The organism is Agrobacterium sp. LY4, from assembly GCF_001526585.1.
Classification (GTDB): domain Bacteria; phylum Pseudomonadota; class Alphaproteobacteria; order Rhizobiales; family Rhizobiaceae; genus Agrobacterium; species Agrobacterium leguminum.
Window position 1 is genome coordinate 344,538 of record NZ_ASYA01000012.1, and the last position, 14,213, is coordinate 358,750.

20 protein-coding genes and 2 tRNA genes are annotated in these 14,213 nt (G+C 58.0%); 9 read left to right on the plus strand and 13 right to left on the minus strand.

Features of this window, described 5'->3' with window-relative positions; genetic code table 11:
• Positions 1-42 precede the first annotated feature (42 nt).
• The gene (locus tag L904_RS27755; protein WP_003521552.1) at positions 43-192 is read left to right on the plus strand and encodes a hypothetical protein; all 150 of its coding nucleotides are present in this window, start codon (positions 43-45) and stop codon (positions 190-192) included.
• A gap of 172 nt (positions 193-364) precedes the next feature.
• Entirely contained in the window at positions 365-1,015 is a 651-nt protein-coding gene (locus L904_RS12620) for a hypothetical protein (protein ID WP_031234055.1), read from the plus strand.
• A gap of 71 nt (positions 1,016-1,086) precedes the next feature.
• Here the strand turns inward: L904_RS12620 and L904_RS12625 are convergent, their stop codons facing one another.
• Positions 1,087-1,614, minus strand: a complete 528-nt coding sequence (locus L904_RS12625; protein ID WP_020811147.1) for a DUF1269 domain-containing protein — start codon at positions 1,612-1,614, stop codon at positions 1,087-1,089.
• Between the two features lie 219 nt (positions 1,615-1,833).
• Here L904_RS12625 and L904_RS12630 point away from each other — a divergent pair.
• The 3 genes from L904_RS12630 to L904_RS12640 all read left to right on the plus strand — a co-directional run bounded on the left by L904_RS12630 (position 1,834) and on the right by L904_RS12640 (position 2,616).
• Positions 1,834-1,910 (plus strand) — tRNA-Pro (locus L904_RS12630).
• A gap of 138 nt (positions 1,911-2,048) precedes the next feature.
• Positions 2,049-2,309, plus strand: a complete 261-nt coding sequence (locus L904_RS12635) for a hypothetical protein (RefSeq protein ID WP_020811146.1) — start codon at positions 2,049-2,051, stop codon at positions 2,307-2,309.
• Between the two features lie 103 nt (positions 2,310-2,412).
• Positions 2,413-2,616: a hypothetical protein gene (locus tag L904_RS12640; protein ID WP_020811145.1), complete on the plus strand. Its 204-nt coding sequence runs from the start codon at positions 2,413-2,415 to the stop codon at positions 2,614-2,616.
• 69 nt (positions 2,617-2,685) lie between these two features.
• Here L904_RS12640 and L904_RS12645 read toward each other — a convergent pair whose 3' ends face one another.
• From L904_RS12645 to L904_RS12675, 7 genes are all read right to left on the minus strand, one after another.
• On the minus strand, positions 2,686-3,183 hold the full coding sequence (locus tag L904_RS12645) for a ferritin (RefSeq protein WP_031234054.1): 498 nt from the start codon (positions 3,181-3,183) through the stop codon (positions 2,686-2,688).
• A gap of 73 nt (positions 3,184-3,256) precedes the next feature.
• Positions 3,257-3,712 (minus strand): pseudoazurin, encoded by a 456-nt coding sequence (locus L904_RS12650; RefSeq protein ID WP_020811143.1) that lies wholly within the window; start codon positions 3,710-3,712, stop codon positions 3,257-3,259.
• A complete protein-coding gene (locus L904_RS12655) occupies positions 3,709-4,530 on the minus strand; it encodes an ABC transporter ATP-binding protein (RefSeq protein ID WP_020811142.1) in 822 nt (273 codons plus the stop codon). Before L904_RS12655 ends, L904_RS12650 begins: the two co-directional genes overlap by 4 nt.
• Entirely contained in the window at positions 4,527-5,579 is a 1,053-nt protein-coding gene (locus tag L904_RS12660; RefSeq protein ID WP_020811141.1) for an iron ABC transporter permease, read from the minus strand. Before L904_RS12660 ends, L904_RS12655 begins: the two co-directional genes overlap by 4 nt.
• A 112-nt stretch (positions 5,580-5,691) precedes the next feature.
• Entirely contained in the window at positions 5,692-6,804 is a 1,113-nt protein-coding gene (locus L904_RS12665; RefSeq protein WP_031234053.1) for an ABC transporter substrate-binding protein, read from the minus strand.
• Positions 6,805-7,101: 297 nt separating this feature from the next.
• Positions 7,102-7,656 (minus strand): dual specificity protein phosphatase family protein, encoded by a 555-nt coding sequence (locus L904_RS12670; protein ID WP_003521565.1) that lies wholly within the window; start codon positions 7,654-7,656, stop codon positions 7,102-7,104.
• Between the two features lie 138 nt (positions 7,657-7,794).
• Positions 7,795-8,382 (minus strand): YqaA family protein, encoded by a 588-nt coding sequence (locus L904_RS12675; protein WP_020811140.1) that lies wholly within the window; start codon positions 8,380-8,382, stop codon positions 7,795-7,797.
• A 511-nt stretch (positions 8,383-8,893) separates the two neighbouring features.
• Here L904_RS12675 and L904_RS12680 point away from each other — a divergent pair.
• Entirely contained in the window at positions 8,894-9,538 is a 645-nt protein-coding gene (locus L904_RS12680) for an exopolysaccharide biosynthesis protein (protein WP_003521567.1), read from the plus strand.
• A 3-nt stretch (positions 9,539-9,541) separates the two neighbouring features.
• On the opposite strand, the gene L904_RS12685 is transcribed toward L904_RS12680, so the two are convergent.
• Complete coding sequence (locus L904_RS12685; protein WP_020811139.1) at positions 9,542-9,820, minus strand: hypothetical protein; 279 nt, start codon at positions 9,818-9,820, stop codon at positions 9,542-9,544.
• A gap of 176 nt (positions 9,821-9,996) precedes the next feature.
• On the opposite strand from L904_RS12685, the gene L904_RS12690 reads away from it, so the two are divergent.
• Positions 9,997-10,071: transfer RNA gene (locus L904_RS12690), tRNA-Asn, on the plus strand.
• A gap of 85 nt (positions 10,072-10,156) precedes the next feature.
• On the opposite strand, the gene L904_RS12695 is transcribed toward L904_RS12690, so the two are convergent.
• A complete protein-coding gene (locus L904_RS12695) occupies positions 10,157-10,516 on the minus strand; it encodes a DUF2934 domain-containing protein (RefSeq protein ID WP_020811138.1) in 360 nt (119 codons plus the stop codon).
• A 168-nt stretch (positions 10,517-10,684) separates the two neighbouring features.
• On the opposite strand from L904_RS12695, the gene L904_RS12700 reads away from it, so the two are divergent.
• Positions 10,685-10,924, plus strand: a complete 240-nt coding sequence (locus tag L904_RS12700; protein WP_020811137.1) for a hypothetical protein — start codon at positions 10,685-10,687, stop codon at positions 10,922-10,924.
• A gap of 69 nt (positions 10,925-10,993) precedes the next feature.
• Here the strand turns inward: L904_RS12700 and L904_RS12705 are convergent, their stop codons facing one another.
• From L904_RS12705 to L904_RS12715, 3 genes are all read right to left on the minus strand, one after another.
• A complete protein-coding gene (locus L904_RS12705) occupies positions 10,994-11,437 on the minus strand; it encodes a TIGR02594 family protein (protein WP_003521571.1) in 444 nt (147 codons plus the stop codon).
• Positions 11,438-11,550: 113 nt separating this feature from the next.
• Entirely contained in the window at positions 11,551-12,108 is a 558-nt protein-coding gene (locus tag L904_RS12710) for a methylated-DNA--[protein]-cysteine S-methyltransferase (protein WP_020811136.1), read from the minus strand.
• Between the two features lie 137 nt (positions 12,109-12,245).
• On the minus strand, positions 12,246-12,515 hold the full coding sequence (locus L904_RS12715) for a DUF982 domain-containing protein (RefSeq protein ID WP_003521573.1): 270 nt from the start codon (positions 12,513-12,515) through the stop codon (positions 12,246-12,248).
• 189 nt (positions 12,516-12,704) lie between these two features.
• Here L904_RS12715 and L904_RS12720 point away from each other — a divergent pair, with 189 nt between their 5' ends.
• Entirely contained in the window at positions 12,705-14,144 is a 1,440-nt protein-coding gene (locus tag L904_RS12720) for a deoxyribodipyrimidine photo-lyase (RefSeq protein WP_020811134.1), read from the plus strand.
• The last annotated feature ends 69 nt before the right edge of the window (positions 14,145-14,213 follow it).

The following is a 14,213-nucleotide window of genomic DNA, read 5'->3' on the forward strand; positions in this document are numbered from 1 at the left end:
GTTTAGCCCCGGATTCTGATTGTCAAACGGGGAGACATCTTAATGACGCAGACCAATAATCTCTATCTCATCATCGGCGCGCTCATCGTGGTCATCGCAGGCCTCGGCATCTATGTCTGGCACGAGGAAAGCAAACCGAAGGGGATCGAGATGAATATCGGCCCGAACGGCGTCTCCGTTCAGGAGAACTGATCCGCAAGCGTCGCGCAAAGTCCGGCCATTAAGACCGGGTGCATCCCAAGCCGAACACGGCCGGGATTCGCCCGGTCTTCTTATGAGAGGAGACGAAAGGCGGGATCGATGCCCGCCGAGCCGGTTCGATACGAATGATGCGTATCGCCCGATCAAGGAAACAGCTAGCGCAATGGTCTCCTCCATCGACCTGTCCACACGCCTCACCGCCACCAGACTGGCCCTCAAGGCCATCAAGGAGCAGGAAGACAATTCCGCCGCCACATCCTCCTCCTCGACGCGGACATCTCTCCTCGATTCCTACGGGCTGGACACCTCCTCCTCGTCTTCCACCAACACGCGGCTCACGCAGCTTCTGGCGCAATATGCCCAGACCTCGAACGAGGATACGCAGACCGACGACACGGATACCCAGCTTTCTTCCGGCGATATTACCAAGGCCGATTTCATGAAGGCGCTGAAGGAGACGCTGGAAGACCTGACCGCGGATCCGGACAAGGCTTCGCAGGCCAAGGCCATGCTGGAGGCTTTGACGGCCGGTACGCTGACCGTCTCCGATCCCGCCGAGGGTGCGCAAATCAAGGCCTGGGATGTGGCCTCCGATACAGAAACCACCTCCAGACCGGCCACGGATATCGCCATGACGGGGTGGAGCGACTTTCTGAAAGACCATCTCAAGCGCGACGGCTCTGCCTATGCGAGAAGCGAGACCGGCGCCTATGTCGATACTATTTCCGGAGACAACGCGTTTTTCGGCAGCGTCGGCAGCCGCTATTATTATCTCACCTGGCCGCAGGCGAAAAACGGCACTTTGACCGTATAAGCCGAATTTCCCGATGCCCGAGCGGATGGCTGCGACATGGAACCTGCCGCAGCCTCGCTTTCATCGTCTGCTCAGACGGCAGCCGGTTCGGCTCCGCCGGAAAGCGCCTTTTGCAATTGCGCTTCCTGCGCCGGCGACAGCGACGTCTTGATAACCCGCCCGCGCAGGCCTTCGAATTCCGCCAGCACCTTTTCCGGCTGTACCTTGCGGATCAGCACGAACAGCGCCGAAGAACCGTTGGGAATGGTCTCGCCGAGCGATTTGATGAAATCGTCATCGATACCGAAATCCGTCAGCGAACCCGCAAGAGCGCCCGTGCCGGCACCGATGGCGCCGCCGATGGCAAATCCCGCCAGCGGATTGAGGAACAGCAGGCCGACGAGGCCGCCCCAGAGACCGCCGGACAGGAAACCGGAGCTTGCGCCGATCGCCGTCAGATTGACGCTCTGTTTCAGATGCACCTTGCCATCTTCATCGCGAACGACAACCACGGCATCTTCCAGATCGACCAGATATTCCTTTTTCAGGCCTGCAAGCTTCAGAAGCACCCTGTCGGCCACTTCCGTTCCGTCAAAACCAACAACGACGAGTTCGGACATAGTTCGTCTCCCTGAGTTTCAATTCCGCTGCGATTGAACGCCGAAGCGGGCGGCTTGTTCCGGCAATGATGGAAAGAGGATGTGTCATGCGTTTGACGGCCGCCCATCCGGGCTGCTTAGTCCCCTTCTGCGCCATCCACACCCTTTGCTCCTTTTTTTATGAAAAGACCATTTTCCGCTTGCGCCCTAACAGGCTTATATATAAACGGCTTTCAGGTTCGGAGCGTAGCGCAGCCCGGTAGCGCACTTGACTGGGGGTCAAGGGGTCGTGGGTTCGAATCCCGCCGCTCCGACCATTAAAATCAGATAGATAGCCAGTTCCCCCAGAGCTGGCTATATTTGTTTCAGCTATCTGGTAACCCGCGCCATGCGCGAATTTAAAAGCCCGGATTGGGCTATACGTTTGTCCAGGCCTGAGAATGAGGTGTGCCGCGATGGCCAAAAAAACGAAAATAGAACACTCAGAATTCTCGGGCGAGTTTGAAGACGACGGCATCACGGTTCTGGTTGATATCTACCGGCCCGCTGGCACCCAGCAGGATTGGACGCTCGAAGTCATCAGCGAGCACGACGATGTCACCACCTGGGACGAACCCTTCGCGACCGACAAAGACGCCTGGGAAGAATTCCTGGCCACGTGTGAGAAAGACGGGATTCGCAGCTTTCTGGATGGCGAGGATCCGTCGGTCCATTAACGTTCAATTCCGCAGTGCCGGACTGTAAAGGGCGACGCCCATTGCCTTGTTGACTCTCTGCTAAAATTAGAACATTTAGTGAACAAAAGAGAGGTCATCCACTATGTCCGACGCTGAAAAAATCACCCCCATACGGCCCGACGACATAGCCGGATATGTCATCCAGTGTCATGACGGCGATGCGAAGGCGGCTGTCGAAGCTCTTCTTGGCGAAATCGAGCATCTGCAGGAACAGCTTTCCCTGGCGGTCGCCATTATGGGAAAGGGATATACGCGCGGATGGACGCCGGATATCGGACGCGATTGAGCCGACGGCCTCCACTCCACAAGCCGTGTTCGATGCAGCTTGTGGAGCGCAAGAAAACTGGCGCAGCAATCAGCCCTTGTCCGCCAGCAGACCGATTTCGCGGTCGATCAGGTAAAGGGCATTGGGGCCGTCGCCGATCAGCTCGATCTTGCCGAGTATGGTGCGGCAAAGGCTGTCTTCCTCATGCTGTTCATCCACAAACCATTGCAGGAATGAGGTGGTAGCGTGGTCTTTTTCCACGTGGGCAAGATCGACTGCCGCGTTGATGGCGGCGGTGACACGGGATTCGTGCTCCGTCACGATGGTGAACAGCCCCTTGATGTCGTTTGCCGTGACCTGCGGCGCCGGCAGTTCGGAAAAGGTGACGCGCGCGCCGAGATCGTTCAGGAAGCCGAAGATGCGGTGCATGTGCTCCAGCTCTTCCGCCGCGTGGCCGAGCAGGAATTTATAGCAACCGTCGAGATTGCGTTCCGCCGCCCATGCGGCCGCCTGAAGATAGGCGTGATGGGCGCGCAGCTCGCCATTGAGGAGATCGTTCAACGTCGTTTCGATCACTTTGTTTGCCATGGTTTCATCCTTGGTTTCGGGGTTGAAGAAACGGGTTTGCGGTGCGGATTGGCGCAACCTGAAAGGCGGGGCGTTATTGTGCGAGCGTCACCTGTCCCAGCGCCGCCTCCAGCCTTTCGCCCTTCATGACGAGCTTGGGCCGCAGCTTCTCGGCCTTTTGTCTGACGGCTTCGAGATTGACGGGCTTGCCGACCTGAATGATGCCGATCATCGCCATCATCAGATGCGGCGGGCAATAATAGAGATAGACGCCCTCCTTCTCGACGGTGACGGTGAAAGCCTCATCGAGCTTGCTTTTCCAGGGGCTAACGCCTTCCGGAACCGCATAGGAATGCACATAGTGGCTGGAATTTTGCGGTACGAAGGTAATGGTGTCGCCCGGCTCCGCCTTCACATAGGAAGGCTCGAACACCATGCCGCCATCCTTGCCGTAATTGAGCATCAGGATATTGTGTTCGGCGGAAAGGGATGGCGTGACGGGCAGGATTACGGCCAAAGCCGTGGCAAACGCCATCAAAAATCGTTTCATGCAATTGTTCCTTCAAGGGTTTTGAAATGTTCGAGCGGTGGGTCGCCCGCCGGCTGGATGACGGGATTGCCGCGCCGGTCGCGCAACACCTCCACGGCAACGCCATAGGTTTCGGAAATGAGCTTCGGCGTGACGATATCGCCCGGTGCGCCGGTCGCCTTCAACGCGCCATCCGAAATCACCAGCAGGTTGTCGGCATATTGGCAGGCGAGGTTGAGATCATGCAGCACGACAAGCGTCACCCGGCCATTGGCGCGGGTTTCCTGCCGCACCAGATCGAGAAGCGCCACCTGATGCTTGAGGTCCAGCGCGCTGACCGGCTCATCGAGCAGCATTGCCTGCGGCTCTCGCATCAGAACCTGCGCGAAAAGCGCCATCTGCCGTTGCCCGCCGCTGAGCGAGGCGATCTCCCTGCCCGCCAGATGGGCTATTCCGGCCTGATGCAGGCGTGTCATGGCCAGATCGAGCGTTTCGTCGTCGATGTGCAGCGAAAGCCGGCCGAAGCGGCCGAGCGCGACCACCTCCAGCACGCTGAGCGCTATATCGGCCGCCGTATCCTGCGGCATATAGGCGAAACGATCCCGCCAGTCCCTTCTGTGCCGCGCTGCCCTTTCCCCGGCCTGAAGGCGACGATCGCCGAGGCTGATCGCGCCGGCGGCGAGCGGCAGGTCGCCGAAGATCGCTCTGAGAAGCGTCGTCTTGCCCGTTCCGTTCGGGCCGATGACGGCGTGGATTTTCCCCGCCTCTAGCCGCGCTGAAAGGTCTCTCACAATAGCCTGCCCGCCCCGTTGGACGGAAATTTTATCCAGAACCATCATCGGCCGCGCCTCTTCGGAGCGAAAATCAGCCACAGGAGAAACGGCACGCCGACAATGGCGGTGACGATGCCGACCGGAAACAGAGCGCCGGGAATGATCGATTTGGAGAGAATCGAGGCTGCCGAGAGCATCAGCGCGCCGCTCAGCACCGACATGGGCAAAAAGAAGCGCTGATCCTCGCCCACCGTCATGCGGGCGATATGCGGCGCGACCAGCCCGATGAAACCGATGACCCCGACAAAACTCGTGGCCGTCGCGGTCATGATGGCGACGATGATGAGAACCTTCATGCGCAGCCGGCGCACATTGATGCCGAGGCTGGCTGCCCGCATTTCTCCCATTCTGAGCGCCGTCAGTTTCCAGCAATCCGCCATAAGCAGGGCGCAGCAGAAGGCGGTGACGGTGGCTGTCAGGCCGAGCGTTGGCCAGGTCGCCTTGGTCAGGCTGCCGAACAGCCAGAAAAGAATCTGCTGCGACAGTTCGGGCGAGGACAGGAACTGGATGAGCGACAGCAGCGACTGAAACAGAAAAAGAAGTGCGATGCCGCCGAGAATGATGGTTTCGGCCGTCATCTGCCGCATGGAGGCCAGCATGAAAAGGAAAAGCGCGGCGAGCATGGAAAAGACGAAAGCGCCGAGCGGAACGGCAATCATGGCATCCAGCCCGAGACCGCCGAGCGCAAGCACCAGCGCGGCGCCAAAGCCCGCCGCAGCCGCCATGCCGAGCGTATAGGGGCTTGCCATGGGATTATTAAGCAAGGTCTGCATCTGCGCGCCGCCGGCGCCGAGCGCCGCCCCGACGGCGAGCGCCATCAGCGCCATGGGCAGGCGGAGGCCGCGCACGATGGAATCGGTCATCGCCGCCCGTTCGCCAAGGCCCGTCAGCGACTTCACCACTTCGGCGGGCGACAGCAGCGAGGGACCGGTGGCGATATCGAGAACGAGGCTTACCGCCATCAGCACGAAAAAGACCAAGACGACGCGCCAGCGACGACGTTCACGCAGCCGGTGCGCACCGATGGCTTCGGCATTGCGGGCGGCAATTGTCATGGAAAACCTGTTTGAAAAAGACGCTGAAAAGCGGACGCCGTGCAGTGGCGTCCGCAGAATTTAACCTTCAGCGGCAAGCAAATGTGCTTTTCCGCCGCCGGCAATAGAACCATCAATCCTTGACGGCGATGGCAAAGGTGCCTTCAGGCGTGACCGGCAGGTATTTCCTGTAATAGCCGAGATAGTTGGCGATCGGATCGACATCCTTGAACTGCTCGGGATAAAGCTGCTTGGCGATATATTGCACCATGGCGAAATCGGAGAGCGTGCGCGACGCGCCCTGATAGACACCGAACAGCTGCCCCTTCTTGATGGCCGGCAATTCGCTCCAGCCCTGACGGGTTTCGAAGGCCTTGAGCTTTTCGCGGGCATCCGCAGCCTTCACCGCCTGCCCCATCGGCAGCGCCGCGGGGTTCTTGTTGTTTTCACGGCCGGAAATGAAGATGGCGTCGGGCTTCGAAGCCAGAACCTGCTCGGGATTGATCGGTCCCCACCACTCGACGAAGGGTGCTGCGATATTGTCGCCGCCAGCGGCGGTGGACATGGCGCCCCACATGTTCTTGCCATAGGTGAAGGAATATTCGGCCGGTCCCTTATTGCCGAATTCGACATAGACCTTTGGTTTCGGCTGACCGGATTTCGCCACCCGTTCGGCGACATCCTTCAGCGAACCGGCGTAGAATTCGGCAATTTCCTTGCCGCGCTGTTGCTGGCCGGTGAGTTCGCCGAACAGCCGGGTGGAGACGACATGGCGCTCGACCGTCTGGGCGTTATAGTCGACGACAACGACGGGAATGCCCTCTTCTTCCAGACGGTCGGCATCGAGACCGAGCGCCTTGTATTGCCAATCCGCCAGGATCACCAGATCGGGATTGAGGCTCAGCACTTTTTCGACCGAGAAGGTCTGGGCTTCGACTTCGCCGACATCGGCAATATCTGCAAGCGAAGCGCGGTGGGCGAGATGCATTTTCCAGTTGGCGGGAACCCAGCCTTCCCACGCTTCGCGGGAAATGCCGACGACGGAATCATAGGCCTTTTCGCCACCGACCGCCATGTAGTCCTCGAAATAGAAACCGAGAACGACGCGTTTTGCAGGAAGATCAACCTTCACTTCGCGTCCGATGACGTCGGTGATGGTCTTCTCTGCGGCGGTGGCGGAAGGTGCGATAAAGAAAACGGATAAGAACGATACGGCAAGGCCGCCGATAAATGTTTTGCGGGTCATGATGCGATCCAGAAGTTGAAACAATGTCGCTGTATAAAAGGTGACACTATGAGTCAACTTAAATCGCAAGATCACATAAGTTGCTAATATAAAAATGAAAATTGTCATTTTCGGCAAAAATGCATGCCGTGAAATATTGCGCTGGGCGACGGCAATAGATGCTGCGCCGCCGCGCCCTCCGCCGGCCACGATCTGTGGGTTGCGCCCGTCCCGATAACCTCCGTCATCGAGACAGGACGCAAGATCCCATTCAGATCATGAAAGTGCTGCCCTGCGGGAAATGTGCCCGAGCCAACTTCAGAACTCGTTGGAGGCGATGGCGAAATCGTCGACGACGGGCATCTTTTCCGCGTTTTCCCAGGTCCGGTCCATGGCGTAGGTTTCGGAGAGATAGGGAATGCCGATATGGCCGAAGCGGAAGGAAAGCTGGCTTTCCGCCTGTTCCTCATCAAGCTTTGCCACGCGGCTGAGATAGAGCGCGGTGGCGAGGCCTGTCCTGTCCGCACCGGCCTTGCAATGAATGAGAATGGGCTTCGGCGCATCGCGCATGATGGCGACCAGCTCGTTGACCCTGTTCATGTCAAGCTCCTGGCTTGCCGACATGCCGAAATCGATATGATTCAGCCCGAGCTCGCGGGCGGTTTCGACCTCATCGCGATACCAGGCCTTGGATTCGTTCGCGCCGCGCAGATTGATGACCGTCCTGATACCGTGGTCCTTGGTATAGCGGACGAGCTGCTCATTGCTCGGCTGGTTGGAGCGATAGAGCTGCCCCGCGACAACCTCGTGAAAATTGCCCAGGAGCTGAATGGCGTAGAGGTAACCGCCTGCGGCAAGCACAGCAATACCCATGCCCCAAAAGGAGCACTTCCAGAATCTTCTCATAATAAAACGGTTCCCTCATTCGACGAGAGAACCGATACAGGCGGATTCTGACAGTAAGCTGAAAGTTATGCGACAGTATTGTAAGAGTAGAAAATTTGCGCTCGATCAACGCACGAAAACGTAAACCGCATAGACCGCGATGAGCGCGGCGGCCGCCGCTGCGGTGATGGCGCCAAGGCGTTTTTCGATGAAATGGCGCACCGATTCCCCGTATTTCTGCAGCAATCCGGCAAGGATGAAAAAGCGCGCGCCGCGCGTGGCGACCGCCGAAAGAATGAATAGGCCAAGGCTGATATTGGCCGCGCCGGAAAGGATAGTCACGACCTTGATCGGCGGCAGATGCGCAAGCCCCGATGTCACCAGCAGGAGAACGATGGTTTCGTAGTCGACCGAGTTCTTCAGATGCTCGAAGCTGTCGAGCTTGCCGTAGAATTCGAGAATGGGCCGCGCGATGCTTTCAAAGGCATAATGACCGAGGAACCAGCCGGCGATGCCGCCGAGAACCGAGGCGACAGTTGCCACGAGCGCATAAAACATCGCCTTTTTCGGCCTGGCCAGCACCATGGGCAGGAAAAGCACATCGGCAGGCACGACGAAGATGGAGCTTTCCACGAAAGCCACGATTGCCAGCCACCACACGGCGGTTTTGCGCGCGGCGAGCGCCATCGTCCAGGCATAGATGTTTTTCAGCATGTCGTGTCCCCGGGGAAGAGTGTTGCGGAGTGAAGGCAAGCGGGAGCCAAGGCATATCGGCGGTGATTCATGCGGTTGCCGGCGAGCCGGAGAGACCGGCCCCGAATGAGGATTAGAGACAACGCAAGAGAATGGCAAATGTTGGAAAATTTATTTTTGCATCGCAAAAAATCATAAAGACAAGCATTTCCAGCCCTCACCGCAAGCCGGTTGTTGCAATGCGAAATTTCACCCTGCGGTAGATGAACTCGCCTTTTTGCTGTAGAATAAGAGGTGGAGGAATGAGGAGGAAGTTATCATGGACTATGTAAACTTCGTTACATCGATCAATCCGGTCATACTTGTCATTCTGCTGGTGGTTCTTCTTGCAGGCGCCTACAGCAACTGGGTTTCGCACTGATCCAGGCGAACCGCACGACCAAATGTGATGAGGCTCCTTTTCTATCGGCGATAGGCATCGGGCCGGATGGATGTTATCAATCCCGGAGTTAAACAACTTCCGGGAAGCCGCATGACGAACGAATTCGCATTCACTGATACGTCTGAAAAGCTCAGCACGACGCTTGAGAAGCTGATAGGAAAGCTGCAGGGTCAGACGATCACGTTGCGCGAGTTGATGGAAGCAATCGGCGAACAGGGCCTTTTGCTTATCTGCGCAATCGCCTCCCTGCCCTTTCTCATCCCGGTTTCCATTCCCGGCGTCAGCACGGTCTTCGGTGCGGCGATCATCCTTGTCAGCCTGGCAATCACCCTCAACCGCCTGCCATGGCTGCCGGCAAAAATCCTCGACCGGCAGATGGAGACGGCAAAGCTCGTTCCAGCCCTTCAAAAAGGCGTCGCCATCGTCTCCAAGCTCGACGGTTTCATTCGCCCGCGCATTCCCGCGCTGACGACCGGCATTATCGCCAACCGCATAAACGGGCTTGCGCTGATGACGGCGGGCGTATTGCTGATGATGCCGCTCGGCTTCATTCCCTTCTCCAACACCCTTCCAGGCGTTGCGATCCTGCTTTTTTCAGCCGGGATGATTCAGAGGGATGGCGTCACCGTGCTCGGCGGCTACCTGTTTCTGGGGCTGACGGCGATTTATTTCGCGGCGCTCGCCTATGCGGCCTTCTGGGCCGGCCAGGGCATCAGCAGCTCCATCGGCGCATAAAACCTACTGCCGGCCGCCATTGCGGGTGTCGCGGCGGTTCTGCCGCGATGCCCACCAGACCGCCAGCCGTCGCCGCTGGCGGCGAACCGCCGGCAGATCGTGGGAAAGCACGACAAGACCGAGCGGAATCATCCAGAAGCCGAGAACGGGCAGGAAACCCAGCGTTCCGCCCACCACCAGCGCCGAGCCGGTCGCAATCCTGCCGACGCGCGAACGCGGCATGGCAAAGCTCCATTTTCCGACATGGAGGCGGTGCGTTCTGTGGTCGATACCGAATTTCATTCCATCCTGCCCTTTTGCATCTGGCCTGTGGATAATTTTTTCACCGGCGATAAGCCCGGAAAATCGGGACTCTGGAGGGATAAAACAAGAGGAATGCGTTTTTTTTGAAAAAACCGCTTGGCAAATCGGAAAAGCATTTGTATTACCCCGCTCACACCGCGCCAAGCGGTGGACGTTCCCTGGTAGCTCAGCGGTAGAGCATTCGACTGTTAATCGACAGGTCGCCGGTTCGAATCCGGCCCGGGGAGCCATTTCTCTCAAAACATGTGACGAAGAGCGTAAGACGGCTTTCTTCCCGGCCGGATTGACGTATCGCGCTTTTTGCGCCTGAAGACTTCAGGCTTTCTTCGGTGCGCGTTTCGTTGCCCGTGTTGTATTGGTGAGCGCCGGTGGATCGCTTGCGGGGAAACTTTCTTCAAGGCTCTCGGTCAAATCGTCATCCTTCTCGGGATGAGATGCTTTCTGCTCTTTCTGAAGCGACTTTACGGCTGGTGACTTCGGTTTTTTGGCCGGTGCTTTGGCGGCGGGGGATTTTTTTGTGCCGCTTTTGCTGGCCGATTTCGTCTTGCCTGCGTTACTGGAGACTTCCTGCTCCGCTTCCATCCAGTGCCGCTCGTGGTGTCCCTCCGGTCTTCCTTCCTTCTCCCATATTGCGCGGGCTCTTTCCCGGATTTTGGCTTCGCGATCGTGGTCCATAACGGCCTCCCTCTTTTCGTGGCACCGGCTTTATTCTGCCCATGGAAAACCCGAAAAAGCCAGAGTTTGTTCCGCCTTCGACAGCCGTAAATGCGGATTTCGCGAGGAGTGAAGGAACCGCCCCTGCCGGCCGATCGTTTGCTCCCCGACAACAGCAGGAGAATTCCGATGACCGGCACCAGGCACAGAAGTCCCGAACCTCTCGATATTCAACAAAAAGACGTGGCGGATTTTGAAACCGACAGCGAGCTGAAGTCCAAAGACAGTGAAATCTATCCGGATGAATCGATCAGCCTTCGGGCCAGCAGGCAGGCGGCGCGGCAGCATGAGGATGCCTTTATCGTGGCAACCGATCTGGAAGACGACGATCAGCGCGACGCAGCACCTGGCACCAGAGAGCAGTCCTAGGCCCAAAATGGAAAAGGCGGGTCCAAGCCCGCCTTTATCAAAAAAATGCCGTCAAAAATATCAGGAGATTTATCGGCGGACCGAAACGATGGCCTTGCGGTTGAAGTTCGACACCTGCACCCGGCCGGACTGGTTGCCGCCGAGGATTTGGGCGGTCTTGCCGCTCATGCTCTTCAAAATGCCGGCGTGGTAACCACGGCCGTTGCGAATGACGACGACATCGCCCGGCTTCGCCTGACTGACGGGCACTGCATAACCGAAGGATGTCCAGGACTTCGCAAATCCATAGGATTTGGGAGATTGCCGGCCGGCCTTGCTGGCGACCGCATGCAGGAAAAGGCCGCACCATGGGGTGCTGCGGGGATTTGCGCCAAGAATGTTCTTGAGGCTCTTGTTGTTCTTGGACTCGTGCAGCCCGGTGTATTTTTCTGCCTGGTTCAGCATGCCGGCAGAGGCCGATGCAGCAACTGTAAAAGACAAGGCAACCGATAGAATTAACGCGGATACTCTCAAACGTCTCGCCCTTATGTTAGAGGGCGCCCGTGTATTGTGACAATTTAGCGACAATTTGACGAGAAATGGGCAGAAATCAGACGCCTATTCATGTGCGCTGATCTGTCATTGCTTCAAAACAGGCTGCCCTGCGCCTCATCGACGCGGCTGCGGCCGGCATTTTCAAGATCCAGCATACGCAATTTGGTGGTGGTTCCGCCCGGTGCGGAGAAGCCGCCAAGCCTGCCGCCGGCGGCGAGAACCCGGTGGCAGGGAATGATCAGCGGCACCGGATTTTTCGCCATGGCCTGACCGACATCGCGGGCCTTTTCCATGCCGAGACCGAGGGTCTTTACGATGCCGCCATAGGTCGTCGTATCGCCCCAGCCGATCTGCCGCGCAACGGCGTAAACATCGAGAAAAAAACGCTCCTGCCCGGCGAGATCGAGTTCGACGGCGGTAAAATCGATCTCCTCGCCGCCGAAATAACGGGTGATCATCGCAATCACCTCACGCGTGCGTGTTTCGGGAACGGCGATTGAGGCGGATGGCAGGCGCTTCTGGAGAAGTTTTTCGGTCTCGCCGGCATCAGAACCGGGCAATTGCAGGCGCACAATGCCCCGCCCCGCCCATGCGAGGCCGCAATGGCCGAGGGCTGTGGGAAAAACAATATAGCCGTAGTGGTTGCTCATTGCCGTCGCTCATCCGCTTTTTCGCATGCACGATGCCATATCCCGCATTCGAAACAACCCGTTTCCTGCTCCTCAACAAACAAGGCCACCCGTTTTTTTGGCGGGTGGCCTTATACGCATCAGTTCCGAAAATCCGTTCAGGACGCGATTTTGCCCGGTTCTTCCACAAGGCACTGCGCCTGCCGGCTGGCGGCAACGAAGGCCGTGCGGGCAATTTCCCCCGCCACGTCGCCCATCAGCGAGGCGCGGCACAGACGCAGCGCCTGTTCATGCACCTTGTCGCCACGCTCAGGCCATTCGTGCTGGAGAAAATCGAAGGCTTCGTAAACGCCATTGAAAATCCTGGGAGCACCGTTTTCAAGGGAGATGGTAACGGGCTTTTCCCACTTAACGTCATTCAGCAACATTGATTGCACTTCCATGCTCTATTAACCCGCGACAAACGCCGGCTCCTCCAGTTGGTTCCCTTTATCAGCGGTTTCAAGGGCGAAAAAATAACCCTCGAAAAACCATGCGCCTCCATCTTTCCATTCTAGCCGATTTGCGGAACAAAGCGTTTCAACACTCGTTCAAGCGGAAGTGAACCGGGTCCTTTCATGCCGACAACAGCCTCCCCCGCCATCGTCTGGTTCCGCAAGGACCTGCGCCTTTCGGACAATCTCGCCCTGCTTGCCGCCGTGGAGCATGGCGGCCCCGTCATCCCCGTCTATATCAGGGAAAAATCATGCGGCCCGCTGGGCGGCGCACAGGAATGGTGGCTTCATCACTCCCTCACGTCCCTCACCGCCGCACTGGAGAAAATCGGCAGTCGCCTCGTGCTTCTCAGCGGCGACGCCGGCGAGACATTGCGCCATCTGATATCGGAAACCGGCGCGGAGGCGGTATTCTGGAACCGCCGATACGATCCCGCCGGTATGGCGACGGACAAGGCGCTGAAACAGACGCTTCGGGATGACGGCCTGACCGTTCACAGCTTCTCCGGCCATCTGCTGCATGAGCCATCGAGGCTGCAGACGAAATCCGGCGGTCCCTACCGGGTCTATACGCCCTTCTGGCGGGCGCTGGAGGGCGGCGAGGAGCCGCATGCGCCGGCGGATGCGCCGAAGGGTCTGAAGGCGCCGGAGACGTGGCCGAAATCGGAAAAGCCCGGCGATTGGAAACTGTTACCCACCAAGCCGGACTGGGCGAAACACTTCGGCGACATATGGTCTCCCGGCGAAAGCGGGGCGCGGGAAAAACTTGACGATTTCATCGATGGCGCTTTGAAGGGTTATGAAGAAGGCCGCGACTTTCCGGCAAAGGACGCCACCTCTTTGCTTTCGCCGCATCTGGCGTCCGGCGAAATATCGCCTTCTACCGTCTGGCACGCGACGAAGGGGCTTTCCCGCCATATCGCCTCAAACGATATCAGCCGTTTTCGCAAGGAAATCGTCTGGCGCGAATTCTGCTACCACCTGCTGTTTCATTTTCCCGAACTGGACGAAAAGAACTGGAACGACAGTTTCGACGCCTTCCGCTGGCGAGACGATGAAAAATCCTTCACGGCGTGGACGCGCGGCATGACAGGTTACCCCATCGTCGATGCCGGCATGCGGCAATTGTGGAAACACGGCACCATGCACAACCGGGTGCGTATGATCGTGGCCTCCTTCCTCATTAAACATCTGCTGATCGACTGGCGGAAGGGTGAGAAATGGTTCCGCGACACGCTTGTCGATGCGGACCCGGCCTCCAACGCCGCCAACTGGCAATGGGTGGCGGGTTCGGGCGCGGACGCCTCGCCGTTTTTCCGCATCTTCAACCCCATATTGCAGGGCGAAAAATTCGACGCCGATGGCGACTATGTGCGCCATTTCGTGCCGGAGTTGGAAAAGCTTGAGCGAAAATACATCCACAAGCCGTTCGAAGCGCCGAAAGAGGCCTTGAAGAAGGCGGGCATCGAACTTGGCAAGACCTATCCGCTGCCGATCGTCGACCATGGAAAAGCGCGGGAAAGAGCGCTTGCGGCCTATGCCGACGTCAAGAAGAACGCATAAAATTGGGTATCGGCAAAATTTTGCGTGGCTAAGCCAAAGCCGGGAAGATAATTTCTTGCCTTGAGGCGG

Bases quoted from the DNA above. Each gene is read 5' to 3' on its own strand.
- L904_RS27755 (WP_003521552.1), top strand. From the start codon at position 43: ATGACGCAGACCAATAATCTCTATCTCATCATCGGCGCGCTCATCGTG.
- L904_RS12620 (WP_031234055.1), top strand. From the start codon at position 365: ATGGTCTCCTCCATCGACCTGTCCACACGCCTCACCGCCACCAGACTG.
- L904_RS12625 (WP_020811147.1), bottom strand. From the start codon at position 1,614: ATGTCCGAACTCGTCGTTGTTGGTTTTGACGGAACGGAAGTGGCCGAC.
- L904_RS12635 (WP_020811146.1), top strand. From the start codon at position 2,049: ATGGCCAAAAAAACGAAAATAGAACACTCAGAATTCTCGGGCGAGTTT.
- L904_RS12640 (WP_020811145.1), top strand. From the start codon at position 2,413: ATGTCCGACGCTGAAAAAATCACCCCCATACGGCCCGACGACATAGCC.
- L904_RS12645 (WP_031234054.1), bottom strand. From the start codon at position 3,183: ATGGCAAACAAAGTGATCGAAACGACGTTGAACGATCTCCTCAATGGC.
- L904_RS12650 (WP_020811143.1), bottom strand. From the start codon at position 3,712: ATGAAACGATTTTTGATGGCGTTTGCCACGGCTTTGGCCGTAATCCTG.
- L904_RS12655 (WP_020811142.1), bottom strand. From the start codon at position 4,530: ATGATGGTTCTGGATAAAATTTCCGTCCAACGGGGCGGGCAGGCTATT.
- L904_RS12660 (WP_020811141.1), bottom strand. From the start codon at position 5,579: ATGACAATTGCCGCCCGCAATGCCGAAGCCATCGGTGCGCACCGGCTG.
- L904_RS12665 (WP_031234053.1), bottom strand. From the start codon at position 6,804: ATGACCCGCAAAACATTTATCGGCGGCCTTGCCGTATCGTTCTTATCC.
- L904_RS12670 (WP_003521565.1), bottom strand. From the start codon at position 7,656: ATGGGTATTGCTGTGCTTGCCGCAGGCGGTTACCTCTACGCCATTCAG.
- L904_RS12675 (WP_020811140.1), bottom strand. From the start codon at position 8,382: ATGCTGAAAAACATCTATGCCTGGACGATGGCGCTCGCCGCGCGCAAA.
- L904_RS12680 (WP_003521567.1), top strand. From the start codon at position 8,894: ATGACGAACGAATTCGCATTCACTGATACGTCTGAAAAGCTCAGCACG.
- L904_RS12685 (WP_020811139.1), bottom strand. From the start codon at position 9,820: ATGAAATTCGGTATCGACCACAGAACGCACCGCCTCCATGTCGGAAAA.
- L904_RS12695 (WP_020811138.1), bottom strand. From the start codon at position 10,516: ATGGACCACGATCGCGAAGCCAAAATCCGGGAAAGAGCCCGCGCAATA.
- L904_RS12700 (WP_020811137.1), top strand. From the start codon at position 10,685: ATGACCGGCACCAGGCACAGAAGTCCCGAACCTCTCGATATTCAACAA.
- L904_RS12710 (WP_020811136.1), bottom strand. From the start codon at position 12,108: ATGAGCAACCACTACGGCTATATTGTTTTTCCCACAGCCCTCGGCCAT.
- L904_RS12715 (WP_003521573.1), bottom strand. From the start codon at position 12,515: ATGTTGCTGAATGACGTTAAGTGGGAAAAGCCCGTTACCATCTCCCTT.
- L904_RS12720 (WP_020811134.1), top strand. From the start codon at position 12,705: ATGCCGACAACAGCCTCCCCCGCCATCGTCTGGTTCCGCAAGGACCTG.